The sequence below is a fragment of the Stagnihabitans sp. genome, assembly GCF_964946895.1.
The window spans coordinates 24327-37291 of sequence record NZ_CBBQHX010000040.1; the positions used below are offsets into that span (position 1 = coordinate 24327).

Annotated in this window: 12 protein-coding genes; 7 read left to right on the forward strand and 5 right to left on the reverse strand. The window is 62.8% G+C overall.

Annotation, left to right across the window (positions count from 1 at the left end; translation table 11 throughout):
* Nucleotides 1–47: 47 nt before the first annotated feature.
* From AC1Y2B_RS19500 to AC1Y2B_RS19510, 3 genes are all read right to left on the reverse strand, one after another.
* The gene (locus AC1Y2B_RS19500; protein ID WP_482254791.1) at nt 48–1907 is read right to left on the reverse strand and encodes a sigma-54-dependent Fis family transcriptional regulator; all 1860 of its coding nucleotides are present in this window, start codon (nt 1905–1907) and stop codon (nt 48–50) included.
* Nucleotides 1908–1956: 49 nt separating this feature from the next.
* Nucleotides 1957–2499 carry a flavin reductase family protein gene (locus AC1Y2B_RS19505; RefSeq protein WP_482254792.1) on the reverse strand — a complete coding sequence of 181 codons (543 nt, stop codon included), beginning with the start codon at nt 2497–2499 and terminating at the stop codon, nt 1957–1959.
* 153 nt (nt 2500–2652) lie between these two features.
* Entirely contained in the window at nt 2653–3177 is a 525-nt protein-coding gene (locus AC1Y2B_RS19510) for a flavin reductase family protein (RefSeq protein WP_482254793.1), read from the reverse strand.
* Nucleotides 3178–3383: 206 nt separating this feature from the next.
* Between AC1Y2B_RS19510 and AC1Y2B_RS19515 the strand changes: the two genes are divergently transcribed.
* Nucleotides 3384–5459 carry a 3-hydroxyacyl-CoA dehydrogenase NAD-binding domain-containing protein gene (locus tag AC1Y2B_RS19515; RefSeq protein ID WP_482254794.1) on the forward strand — a complete coding sequence of 692 codons (2076 nt, stop codon included), beginning with the start codon at nt 3384–3386 and terminating at the stop codon, nt 5457–5459.
* Complete coding sequence (pcaF, locus tag AC1Y2B_RS19520; protein ID WP_482254795.1) at nt 5456–6661, forward strand: 3-oxoadipyl-CoA thiolase; 1206 nt, start codon at nt 5456–5458, stop codon at nt 6659–6661. The genes AC1Y2B_RS19515 and pcaF overlap by 4 nt, the downstream gene beginning before the upstream one ends.
* Nucleotides 6662–6809: 148 nt before the next feature.
* Here pcaF and AC1Y2B_RS19525 read toward each other — a convergent pair whose 3' ends face one another.
* Nucleotides 6810–7877, reverse strand: coding sequence for a zinc-binding dehydrogenase (locus AC1Y2B_RS19525; protein WP_482254796.1), 1068 nt, complete (start codon nt 7875–7877; stop codon nt 6810–6812).
* A gap of 187 nt (nt 7878–8064) precedes the next feature.
* On the opposite strand from AC1Y2B_RS19525, the gene AC1Y2B_RS19530 reads away from it, so the two are divergent.
* The 5 genes from AC1Y2B_RS19530 to AC1Y2B_RS19550 all read left to right on the forward strand — a co-directional run bounded on the left by AC1Y2B_RS19530 (nt 8065) and on the right by AC1Y2B_RS19550 (nt 12438).
* Nucleotides 8065–9225 (forward strand): acyl-CoA dehydrogenase family protein, encoded by a 1161-nt coding sequence (locus AC1Y2B_RS19530; protein ID WP_482254797.1) that lies wholly within the window; start codon nt 8065–8067, stop codon nt 9223–9225.
* A 62-nt stretch (nt 9226–9287) separates the two neighbouring features.
* Complete coding sequence (locus AC1Y2B_RS19535; protein ID WP_482254798.1) at nt 9288–9938, forward strand: hypothetical protein; 651 nt, start codon at nt 9288–9290, stop codon at nt 9936–9938.
* A gap of 122 nt (nt 9939–10060) precedes the next feature.
* Nucleotides 10061–10960 (forward strand): TolB family protein, encoded by a 900-nt coding sequence (locus tag AC1Y2B_RS19540; RefSeq protein WP_482254799.1) that lies wholly within the window; start codon nt 10061–10063, stop codon nt 10958–10960.
* A gap of 20 nt (nt 10961–10980) precedes the next feature.
* The gene (locus tag AC1Y2B_RS19545) at nt 10981–11439 is read left to right on the forward strand and encodes a heme-degrading domain-containing protein (protein ID WP_482254800.1); all 459 of its coding nucleotides are present in this window, start codon (nt 10981–10983) and stop codon (nt 11437–11439) included.
* Nucleotides 11440–11451: 12 nt separating this feature from the next.
* On the forward strand, nt 11452–12438 hold the full coding sequence (locus tag AC1Y2B_RS19550) for a Gfo/Idh/MocA family protein (protein WP_482254801.1): 987 nt from the start codon (nt 11452–11454) through the stop codon (nt 12436–12438).
* Between the two features lie 21 nt (nt 12439–12459).
* On the opposite strand, the gene AC1Y2B_RS19555 is transcribed toward AC1Y2B_RS19550, so the two are convergent.
* On the reverse strand, nt 12460–12965 hold a 506-nt coding region (locus AC1Y2B_RS19555; protein WP_482254802.1), incomplete at its 5' end, for a conjugal transfer protein TraH.

The following is a 12965-nucleotide window of genomic DNA, read 5'->3' on the forward strand; positions in this document are numbered from 1 at the left end:
GGCCGCCCATTGAGAAGCGGCCCCCGGATTTGCCCTAAAAGCTCGCGTTAGTCCTCGCTGCGCGCCTTCTGGATCTGGATCTTGCGGTACAGCGTCGCCCGGGACACGCCCAGATAGCGGGCTGTAAGGCTGACGTTGCCACCGTTGTAGCGCAGCGCTGCCTCGATCTTCGACGCCTCGGATTGCGAGCGTGCGGTTAGGTCCTTCCCGGCGATCTTGGCAACGATGGTTTCGGGAAGATGCTCCAGCCCGATCATTTTGCCATCGGCCAGTGCCACGGCATGGCGCAGGGTATTGCGCAATTCGCGCAGGTTGCCCGGCCAGTGGTAGTGGGTCAGCAAAAGCCTCGCGTCCTCGTTCAATTCGACATGCGGCTTCTTGAGGGCCTCGCGCTCGATGCGGAAGAGGTCAAGGATAGTCGCCTCCAGATCGGGCACCGACCGGAGCGGGGGCAAGGTGACCTGACCGCCGTTCAAGCGGTGCATCAGATCATGGCGCATGCGGTTCTCTGTCACCAGATGATCGAGGTCTAGGGTGGAGATCACGATGACTCCGATGCCGTTGGCTCCGGCCTGCCGATCACTTTCAAGCAGCGCTAACAGAGTATTCTGGCGCGGCTCGTCCATCTCGTCGATCCGATCGATCAGCAAGCAGGATTTTTGCCCCGATAGCCTGCGCTGCATCACAACGCCCAGATCGACCGGGCCTACGGGGGCGGCGCAATCAATGAAGACCAACTCTGCCTCAGCGCCAAAACAATCGCGCGCCACGGCCTTGGCGAAAGCGGTCTTGCCGGCGCCCGATTCTCCGGTGATCGCCAAGGGAAGGCCCACTGACAGCAGGCGCCGGGCGCGGTCCATCGCCTGCGACAGGATCGGATTGATCCGCAGCGCCTCTTCGGCCAGATCAATCGTGCGCATCGAAGCCTCTGTTACCTGGGCCGGGGTCGTGGGGCGGACCGTACGGCGCGGAACTTCGGGCAGGTTGAGCACCGCTTGAAGAGAGCGTCCGCGGTAAGTCAAGGTGACCGGAGCATCGGGACGGATGTCGGAAAGGGCCTGATCCATCTCGAACAGGTCTTCGGCGGATTGGCCCATCAAATGATCGACCGGCTGACCCAGAAGGCGGCCCGCAAAGGATGAGCCGTCTAGAATCCGCCCATTCGCGTCCAGCGCCAGACGGCCCTCTTCGGCGATATCCGAGACTTCGCCGTTCTCCAGTATCCGCAGCATCATGTTGCGACGATTCAGGCGCCCGAAATAGCCGTTCTCGATCCTTCGGGCCGAACGCTCGACGATGGCCTGAACCATCCGGTTGACGCGCGCATCGGCATGGCGGGCGGTGGTCACGTTGACCACGCTTTCGATCACGCCGTTGCGGCCCAGAACCGGCGCGGTCAAACAGGTCAGCCGTTGGATGGCAGAACCATAATGCTGGGTGCCTGCAATGATCACCGGTTTGCCGACCCTTAGACAAGTGCCCACACCATTTGTGCCCTGCTGATCCTCGCTCCAGATCGAACCGGGGATCACACCAGAGCCCGCCAATTCGCTCAGGTACTGGTAGTCGCAGCGAAACAGGACCATCGCCCCGCCGGGGGCGGCCAGCGACACAAGATACTCACTGTCGACCAATTGCCGGAACAGCCGTTCGATCTCCGGCTCGGCGACGCGCATGAACTCTTCGCGCTCTTCCATCGTCAGGCGGATTTCGGAATGGCTGAGAACCGAAGCCCGTGGCACGGCATCGGGCAACAGGTTGTAATCGGTCAGGCAGCGTTTCCAAGATTGTTCCACAACGTCGGGCAGTCGCGCCTCAGATGACCCCCGCGACCGCAAAATGCTTTGAATTTCTGTCGTCAGCGAATCCGAGAACCCGCGTGCTCCCAAGCCTTCTGTCTCCCACATCGTGTCCCTCCCAAGACAGTTGACGTGTGGGCCTCACGCGATGCGAGACCTACGCATATTCCCTTCCCGCGAGCCTTGCGGCCCTTCCGTTGATCCAAATCAGAGGCTCGCGCTGGTCGTTGCCGTTGCGATCTTGCCTTACGCCGACAATTCTGCCGATGAAGACCGTCTGGTCCTCATGGGCGTGGGCACCTTGCACATCACAAAAGAAACAGGCGGTGGCGCTGTCCAGATAGGGCAACCCGTGTTGCCCGATTGACCAGCGCCCGTTGGCAAAGCGCTGCGCCCGCAGGTCGCTGCGGCTGAAACGATCCAGCAGGTCGATCTCGGACGCCGCAATCTGGTTGAGGCAGAAGTAATTCCTGTCGCGGATCGCCGGATAGGCCGAGGCAGAGTGTTTCACCGCCACGATGATCGCCGGACGGTTGGTTGAAAAAGGCACCGCCGTCGTCACCGCCAGTCCGTGGCTGACCCCGGCCCGATCCCGCGTTGTCAGGATGGAGACATTGACCGGCGTGCCACGCAGCGCGCTGCGCAGGGTCTCGGAGAACTCCGGGTCACCGTCTTGGCAAGAATAGGCCGCGCCGATCATGATCTATCTCCACGCCGCGTTGGACCCAATCCTCAGGTCCAACCATCAGACTAAGCGCGGACGACCCGCGCTTCCATGTTGAAGCTGAGAGCGCAGACTGTCTCAGCCCGTCTCAAATGAGACAGTCCGGGCCAGAAGCCGCTGCCAGCCGGATCAGGGTTTCTTCGCGACCGAGCCGCGCTTGCCGTTCAGCCACAGAATCGGTTGCGGGCTTTGTGCGACGGGGTCTTGCAGGATCACTTGGTCAACCGTGCCGAAGAAGACAGTGTGCGTGCCAAAGTCATGTGCCTCGGCCACGGTGCAGACATGGGCGCAAAGGGCGCCTTTCAGGATGGGTCCTTGTGCGCCCGCCTCGGCCCAGTCGTCAGCCGCGAAACGTTGGTCCCGCATGTCGCTGCGTGAAAACCGCTCCAGCAAGGGCCCGTGGCTTTCGTCCATCAGGTTCAGGGTAAAGTGCCCCATGGCGGCAATGACCGGATAGATCGACGCGCTGCGGTTCACCGCCACCATCATCGAGGGCGGCTCCATCGACAGCGAACCTGCGCTGGTCACTGCCATGCCGTGCCAGACGCCTGCCGCATCGCGGGCCGTCACCAGCGAGATTGAAGAGGCCACCAGCCGCATGCTGGCGCGGAACGCCTCGCCCATGGGTCTTGCGACCGGATCTTGTGCTGACATGGCGAAAGCCCTCCCGAAGGCGTTATCCTGTAGCGGTCTCTGAACAGGCCGCCGGTTCTGGGTAGCATTCTCAATAACTTATCCGCTGCCTACTGGCCCAGATGCGGCAGAAGCGAACGTTTGCCTGTCTCAGAATTGACAGTTGCCGGAACCGTGCCTGCGGTCCCAGAGATGACAAAGCGCGCCCGAGAGGGAGAGGAGAAGCCATGCCCGTCACCTATGAACGTCACGGAGATGCCGCCGTCATCACCTTCGACAATCCGCCGCTAAATGTCTTCGGGCAAGCGATGCGGGCAGGCTTGCAAAGCGTCATCGCGCTTGCCCGCGCCGATCGGCCCGAGCGGTTGATTCTGACCGGGACAGGACGCGCCTTTGTTGCCGGTGCCGATGCGAAGGAATTTGACGGCCCGCCCTTGTCGCCGCAGTTGAACGACGTTCTGGCCGAGCTTGTGGACCTGCCGTGCCCCACCATCGCGGCGATTTCCGGTCCGGCCCTGGGCGGCGGGCTTGAGATTGCTTTGGCCTGCCGTTTCCGGATCGCCACTCCAGGGGCGACTTTGGGTCTGCCGGAAGTGACGCTCGGCCTCGTGCCCGGAGCGGGTGGCACCCAGCGTCTACCCCGCCTGATCGGCCTGACAGCGGCGCTGGACCTTGTCGGTCAGGGCCGTATCGCTAGCGCCTCCGAAGCGCTGCGGATGGGTCTGGTTGATGCGCTGAACGACGATCCCCTGGCCGCAGCCTTTGCCCTTTCTCCCGAGGCCCTGCGTCGCGCCATTGCCGCCGATCACCGCCCCGCTCCGGTTGCCAACCCCGAGGCCGTTGCGTCCGCGCATGCCCTGGCCAACCGCCGTGCTGCGGGCCAAGAGGCGCCCCATATCGCCATCGACCTCGTTGCGGCCTCCGCCACCGAAGCGCTGGACTCCGCCCTGATCCGTGAACGCGCAGCCTTTATCGCTCGCCGCCCAACACCACAGGCCCGCGCCCTGCGCCACATCTTCTTTGCCGAACGCGCCGCCGCGTCGCAAGGCAAGTCCTTCCCCACCCCTGCCAAGCCGCTGGAAAGTGCACTTGTCGCGGGCGGCGGATTGATGGGCGCCGGGATCGCCTATGCGCTGACACTCGCGGGTCTGTCTGTCCATGTCGTTGAGACCGATGCTGCAGGCCAAGCCCGAGCCGAGGCCAATCTGGACAAGCTGATCACCCAAGGCGCCGAGCGCGGCTCCATCAAGGACCCTGCCGCTTTCCGTACCCGCCTGACATGTCGCGCTGGCTACGAGAACCTTCCCCCGATGGACCTCGCCATCGAAGCCGCCTTTGAGAGCATGGAGGTCAAGCGCGCCATCTTCACAGCCCTTGAATCCGCACTCCCAGAAAGCACCATTCTGGCCACGAACACCTCTTATCTCGACGTGAACCAACTGGCCGCAACTTTGCGCGATCCCACCCGCTTCGTTGGTCTGCACTTCTTCGCCCCGGCCCATGTAATGAAACTGCTGGAGATCGTGCGGGGCGCGCAAACCTCGGGTGCCGCATTGGGTCAGGCCTTTTCTCTTGCCAAGCGCCTTGGCAAGATTCCTGTCGTCTCAGGCGTCTGCGACGGCTTCGTCGGCAACCGCATCCTGTCCCGCTACCGGCAGGCGGTGGATGTGCTGATGCTGGAAGGATCCTGCCCCTTGGGCGTCGACACTGCCATGCGCGATTTCGGCATGGCGATGGGGCCTTATGAGGCGCAGGACATGTCCGGTCTCGACATCGCATACGCCAACCGTAAGCGACTGAACCTGCGTGAACGGGCTGACATCCGCTATGTGAACATCGCCGATACTCTGGTTGAGGACCTCGGTCGTCTGGGCCGCAAGACAGGCGGCGGTTGGTACGACTATGACGCTTCGGGCAAGGCAACGGAGTCGGATGCCGTCACCCACGCCATTTATCAGGCCAGCGAAAAAGCCGGTGTGACGAGGGTTCAGCGGCCCAAAGATGAAATCGTCGAACGCGCCCTTTTGGCGATGATTTTGGAAGCCATACGCATTCTGGAAGAGGGCATTGCCGAACGTCCACAAGACATCGACCTTGTCATGGTGCATGGCTTCGGCTTCCCGCGCTGGCGCGGTGGTCTGATGCATGCCGCCGACGCGCTGACCCCTCCGGTGATCCTTGCCAAACTGGAAGCGTTGGCCGTCGATGACCCGCTGTCCTGGTCCGTGCCCGCCCTGCTGCGCCAAATGGTGACCGAGGGCCGCAACTTCGACAGCCTGAACCGCGAGGGAGCCCCCGCATGACCCATGTCTATCTCTGCGACTACATCCGCACGCCCATCGGTCGCCATGGTGGCGCCCTGTCCAGAATGCGGCCCGACGATCTGGCCGCACTTCCTTTGGCGGAACTCTTGAAGCGCAATCCGGGCATGGAACCAAAGGCTATTGAAGAGGTCTGGATGGGTTGCGCCAATCAAGCAGGGGAGGACAATCGCAACGTGGCCCGCATGGGCTCCTTGCTTGCAGGCCTGCCTGACTCGGTGCCGGGTGTAACCGTCAACCGTCTGTGTGGGTCAGGGATGGAGGCTGTCGTCTCGGCGCTGCGTGCCATCAAGTCGGGCGAGATGGAGCTTGCCATCGCAGGTGGTGTGGAAAGCATGAGCCGCGCCCCGTTCGTGCTGCTGAAGTCGGAAAGCGCCTTTTCCCGCACGGTGGCGATGGAAGATACCACCATCGGCTGGCGCTTCATCAATCCCCTGATGCAAAAGGCTTATGGCACGGATTCGATGCCCGAAACCGCCCAAAACCTCGCGGATGAGATGAATATCTCCCGCGCGGCGCAGGACGCCTTCGCGCTGGCCTCGCAAGCCAAGGCCGGGGTGGCCATGTCCTCGGGCCGTTTCGCACGTGAGATTCTGCCTGTGGCCGTGCCCGCCGGAAAGGGCAGGGTGACAGAGGTCACCCAGGACGAACATCCGCGCCCGGAAACCTCCCTCGCAGACCTGACCCGTCTGCGCCCGATCACCCGCGCCGATGGCTCGGTTACGGCGGGCAATGCTTCTGGTGTCAATGACGGGGCAGCGGCGCTGATCCTCGCCTCGGAAGTTGCAATGAAGCGCCACGGGCTGCGTCCCATCGCAAGGTTGGTGGCTGGAGCCTCGGCTGGCGTCGCACCGCGCATCATGGGTTATGGCCCGGTGCCTGCAGTGAAAAAGCTCCTGGCTCAACAAGGCCTGACCGCCGCCGACATCGACCTCTTCGAACTGAACGAGGCCTTTGCGGCGCAAGTCCTCGCCTGCTTTCAGGGCCTCGGCATCGCTGCCGATGATCCGCGCGTCAACCCCAACGGCGGCGCTATCGCCTTGGGCCACCCCCTCGGCATGTCTGGCGCCCGCATCACTGGCAGCGCCGCTTTGGAACTGTCGCTGGGCACCGCCCGCCGCGCCGTTGTGTCTATGTGCGTTGGCGTGGGACAGGGTGTGGCCCTGCTTCTTGAACGGGTCTGAAGTCTCCCCTGAAGACCCAACCTGACCCGCAGCCCGCCCAGGCTGCGGGTTTTTTCTTGAGGCCACCAAAGGAAAAAGCCAAGGCACCGGAATGCCTTGGCTTGCTCTTTCGCCGAGAGGAGGGGACCTAAGGGAGCTTCGGTCCAGCTCAGCGATTGAGGTCGATCAGGATCTTGAGCTGCGTGCCTGCCGGGTCAAGCAAGGCGTCAAAACCCTCTTTGATCGCGGTATCCAGCGTCACGGTCTTGGTGACAACCTTGCGTGCCGGGATCTGACCGGAAGCGATCAGGCGCATCACGCGCGGCCACATCTGCGCCGTGTAGGCCCAAGACCCGCGAATATCGATGTCCTTGTAGGTGACATTGAACCAGTTCAGCGGCGCTTCGCCTGCATGCAGACCGATCTGCACCACAGAACCACGCTTGCGCACCGCATCGACGCAAGCCTGCAGGGCCAGCGTATTGCCCACACATTCCAGCGCCACGTCGCAGCCGACATTGCCTTCGGTCGCAGCGCGGATCACGTCACCGACATTCTGCTCACGCGGGTTGATCGTCACGACATCCGAAATGATCTCTTTGGCGATCTTCAGACGCGTGCCATTGGGGTCCGAGACGAAGAGCTGCGTCGCGCCCGCTGCACGGGCGGCAAGAAGGGTCAGCAGACCAATCGGGCCAGCGCCGGTGACCAGCACGGAATCGCCAGCCTTCACGCCGCCGCGTTCCACGCCATATACCGCAACAGCGGTCGGTTCGACCAGCGCTGCATCCTCGTCCGTCAGGCCTTCCGGCACCTTGTAGACGTTGAAGCCCTTCAGAAGGCTGTCGGTCGCCATTCCGCCGCCGATCCAAGACAGCCCAGCCAGTTGCAACTGATCCGACAGGTTGAAATGCCCGAGGTCGGAATAGTAATCCCCACCGCGCGGCGTGATGAAGGGCTGAACCGAGACACGGTCGCCGACCTTTACATGCGTCACGTTCTTGCCAACCTTGGTAACCGTCCCACCGTATTCATGGCCCAGAACCTGCGGCGCAGCGGTCTTGCCCTCGGCGTTCTTCGGCACGAAAATCGGGCCGTAGGAGTATTCGTGCAAGTCCGTGCCGCAGATGCCGACGAAGCGGTTCTTGATCACCACTTCATCATCTGCAGGCTCGGTCGGCATCGGAATGTCTTCGACCCGCAGGTCCTTGGCGGCGTGAAAGCGCAGAGCCTTCATGTGGGTTTCCTCCCTAAAGTATCCGGCGCCATCAGCGCCTTGAGGGGGAGTAGAGGCGCGGGCCATGCCCCGGACAACTGTCTCTTCTGCGACAGGCCGCGTCGCACGTGATGGAGCAATCGCGCAGTGGGCGCAGTGCCCTTCGGCTGCTAAAGGCAAGACTGACCCCAAGCTTAGGAGAGACCCGATGAGCCTTGATGCCGATACTCTGGCGCAATTTCTGGACTCTCTCGACCGCTTCGTCAAAGAGCGCCTGATCCCGAACGAGGCGAAGATCGCCGACGATGACGCCATCGCTCCGGAACTGGTACAAGAGATCCGCGACATGGGCCTGTTCGGCCTGTCGATCCCTGAAGAGTTCGGCGGTATCGGCCTGACCATGTTCGAAGAGGTGCAGGCGGCATTCGTCCTGGGCCAGACCTCACCGGCCTTCCGGTCTCTGGTTGGCACCAACAACGGCATCGGGTCACAGGGCATCATCATCGACGGCACGCCCGAACAGAAGGCTTCATACCTGCCGCGTCTGGCGACTGGCGATATGATTGCTTCCTTCGCCTTGACCGAACCGGAGGCAGGGTCGGACGCCGGGTCCTTGCGCACCTCCGCCCGCAAGGACGGCGACCATTACATCCTGAACGGCACCAAGCGCTACATCACCAACGCGCCCCGCGCCGGGCTGTTTACGGTGTTCGCCCGGACCGACCCGACCTCCAAAACCTCGGCTGGGGTGACTGCATTTCTGGTGGAGGCCGGGACGCCCGGCCTTTCGCTGGGTGCGATTGACCGCAAGATGGGCCAGAAGGGCTCGCACACCTGCGACGTGATCCTTGAGGATTGCAGGGTCCCTGCGACGGCCATCATTGGCGGTCCGGCGCGGGAAGGCTTGGGCTTCAAGACCGCCATGAAGGTGCTGGACCGGGGGCGCCTTCATATCTCGGCCGTCTGCACCGGGGCGGCAGAGCGTCTCATCCGGGACAGCCTGCGCTACGCGATGGAACGCAAGCAGTTCGGTGAGCCGATTGCCGAAAAGCAACTGATCCAGGCCATGCTGGCCGACAGCCGCACCGAAGCCTTCGCCGCCCGATGCATGATCGAGGAAACCGCCCGCCGCAAGGATGCTGGGAAGAACGTCTCGATAGATGCGGCCAGTTGCAAGATGTACGCCTCGGAAATGGTGGGCCGCGTCGCTGACCGCGCGGTGCAGATCCACGGCGGCGCGGGCTATATCGCCGACTACGGCATCGAACGCTTCTACCGGGACGTGCGCCTGTTCCGCATCTATGAGGGCACGACGCAGATCCAGCAGATCGTCATCGCCAAGGGCATGATGAAGGAAGCGGCCGAGTAACATTCGGGGCAGCTTGTCAGCCGCCGTGCGATCCCTCATCACTTGGGCAAAATGAGGTTGGGATGATCAACTCTCTACACGAACCGCCTGCGGGCGCCCGCGCGAACAAGGTGGAAGTGGCAACCGCTCATCACGGCCGTCCCTGCCTGAGACTGGCATTGGATGCCGCCTCGCGGGCAGGCAAACCGGGGGTGGACTACGTTGATCAGCCGAGCTTCCTGCTGCTGCCCGACGTCTTGACCGACGCCACAATCGAAGTCGATGTCTGCGCCCGCCTGCTCCCCGATGCCCCCGATTATGCGCGGGGCTTCATCGGACTGGCCTACCGGGTGCAAGACGATTTGTCGGCCTACGAATCCATTTACATCCCGCCGACCAATGGCCGGTTACATTCGCCGCCGGCACCCCGCGACTCGCGGGCGGTTCAATATTATGCCTATCCCAACCACCCATTCGACGTGTTGCGTGAAACCGAACCGGGCCGCTTTGAGGCCGGGGCCGATATCGGCATCGACCGTTGGCACCGGCTAAAAATCAGTTTTCAGGGAACAGAGTTTTCGGCCCATGTCGATGGCGTTTCTATCTTGAACGGAGCGGGCAAGCTGCCATCCCGCCCCGGCATGATAGGGCTTTGGGTAGATATCGGAACCGAAGGGTTCTTTGCGGCTCTTAGAGTAGAGAGCCCCAGCGGAACCTTAACTTCAATAGAATAGAAAGCGGACCGCTACTTCCGGTATAGTCACTAGACGAACGCACTGACGCCGCATGACTTGACACTCCGCGTGATGGGGGGTCTGGATCAGGCCCTTATCCAGACCAGAGGACGCATCCTGCCATGAAAGTACCGCCCCGCACTTTGGCCAAGGATCAGCGGTGTCAGGTCTGGATACATGATGTGGCCAGCGGTCAGAACCGCATGATCCTGGAGACGACCGAATTGCTGTTGGAGGCGCCGAACTGGTCGGGCGATGCCTTGATCCTGAACGGGGACGGCGTTCTGTGGCGGCTGCCGGTGGCGGCACCCGTCTTGCAGAAGATCGACATCGCTGATGTGCCGAACCTTAACAACGATCACGTGCTGGACCCTGATGGGGCGCATATCTTCCTGTCTGCTTATGACAGCTGGCACCTCTACCGCGCGCCTTTGGCGGGTGGTCAGGCGGTTCAGGTGTCGGGGAAGGAAGGGCCGGAACACCTGCTGCATTTCCTGCATGGCGTGTCGCCGGACGGGCAGGAGCTGGCCTTCGTGGGCGTCTTTGCCGAGCCCGAGGGTGCGGGGCTGAAGTTCCTGTCGGCGGAGATCTGCACTCTGGCTGCCGATGGCACCGGCTTCCGCCAGATCACGACGGGTGGGGCCAAGAATGACGGGCCGGAATACAGCCCGGATGGGCAATGGCTTTACTTCAACACCGAGACATTCTCGGGCCATGCCCAGATCGCCCGGATGAGGCCCGATGGGTCGGGCATCGAACGCCTGACCGATGAACCGACCGTGGACTGGTTCCCCCATATCTCGCCCAATGGCGCGTTGGCCGTCTACCTCGCCTATCCGCTCGGAACTCAGGGGCATCCTGCCGACCTGTGGGTGGACCTGAAGCTGGTGCGCGGCGGGGATTGGGCGGGGGCCAAGTCGGTTGCGCATCTGTTCGGCGGGCAGGGGACGATCAACGTCAATTCTTGGTCGCCCGACAGCACGCGCTTTGCTTTTGTGACCTATCCCGTCGGCCAAGCCTGACGAAAAGGAAAGACAGACCCATGACCTACACACTTGAAACCCTCGCGCAGGAAGCGCAGGAGCTTCACCTTGCGTTCTTCGACTATGCCTTCGCCTGGCGGCTGGGAAGCCTGATGCAGGCCGAGGCTGCGGCCAAGGCCCTGCCGGTTTCCATCACCGTGGCGCATGGAACCGATGTGGTCTTTTCCCTGCTGATGCCGGGGGCGACGCCGGACAATCTCGACTGGGCCGCCCGCAAACGCGCAGTGGCGCATCGCTTCCATCGCCCCTCGCTGGCCATGCGGCTGGAGGCGGAGGCGGGTAGTTACGACTTCAACGCCCGCTATCTGCTGCCCCCGGCGCAGTTCATCGGTTCGGGCGGCGGCGTGCCCCTGATCCTGCGCGGCGGCACGCTGATCGGCACGGCGGCGGTGTCGGGCCTGCCGGATGTGGAAGACCACATCCTCGTCGTAAACGCCTTGCGCAAATTGCTGGCCTGAAAGGACAATCCCATGACGCAGAAAATCCGTTGGGGAATCCTCGCAACCGGCTGGATCGCCGACCTGTTCGTCAAGGACCTGATCCTGACCGGACATTCCGTAACGGCAGTCGGCTCGCGCTCCCAAGCCAGCGCCGACCGTTTCGCGGCGGCGCATGGCATCGCCAAGGCCCATGGCAGTTATGAAGCGCTGGCGGCGGACCCGGAGGTGGACATCATCTACATCGCCACCCCGCATCCCCAGCACGTCGCGGCGGCCAAGCTAGCACTGAATGAAGGCAAGCATGTGCTGGTGGAAAAGGCCTTCACGATAAACGCGGCGGAGGCGGCCGAGATCGTGGACCTCGCCCAATCCAAAGGCCTTGTCGCGCTTGAGGCGATGTGGACCCGCTTCCTGCCCCACATGCGGCGCATCCATGAAATCCTCGACGCGGGCACGATTGGCGAGGTCCGCTCCCTCACCGCCGATCACCGCCAGCACCTGCCCAGCGACCCCAAACACCGCCTGAACGCGCTGGACTTGGGCGGCGGGGCGCTGTTGGACCTTGGCATCTATCCCATTTCCTTCGCCTGGGACATTCTGGGCAAGCCTGAGACCATCCATGCCACCGCCACCTTCCGTGAAACAGGGGCCGATGCGCAGGTGGCGACGCTGTTCCGCTACGCCTCAGGCGCCATCGCCACCACGCTGTCCTCCAGTGACAGCGCCGGGCCCAATCGCGCCGCCATCGTCGGCACCAAGGGCCGGATCGAGATCGACCGCACCTGGTACTGCCCGACCAGTTTCCGGGTCTATGACATCGACAATACGGTCCTCGAAAGCTTCGACCAGTCCGTCGAAGGCCGCGGCATGCAATTCCAGGCGGTGGAGGCCGAACGCCTTATCATCGCAGGGCTGACCGCAGGCACAATCATGCCCCCTGCGCAATCGGTGGACATCATGGCCACCCTGGACGAGGTGCGTCGTCAGATCGGGCTGGTCTATCCCGGCGAGGCGTAACTTGGGGTCCGATTGCCCGCTTCACTCCCCATTCCCCATCTGCGACGCAAACTTCGCCGCCCCGTTCGCTGCCAACACCGACTTCGCCATTTGCAGCTTGGTAAGCGCAGCGATCGCATGATCATACTTCTCCTGCGCCTCGTTCCGGAAGGTTCCGAAGCTGTCGAGCGTCTTTGATACCGACTGCTGGAATTCCTCTATAATCGAGCCGAAGGCATCGGTGTTTGATGCCGATTTCGCCAGTTCCTGCATGGCGTCTTGGGTGTAGCGCATGGCGCAGTCGATGGCGACGAGTTCGGAGATGAGGGCGATTTCATCATCGGTGAACTGGAACTTGTAGGCTCGGGCGGTTTTCAGAGTGTCGTAGATCGGGACGGGAGTCATGCCGATCAGGCCCACGGCATCGGGGGAAAGCTTGGTGTCATCGCGGAGTGCGTCGGAGATGCCCTGCAGGATGGCGCTGACCCGCGCGTAGAAGGCCTCAGACTGCGGGATGGTCACATTCACCAGCGTCGGGGCCAGGCATT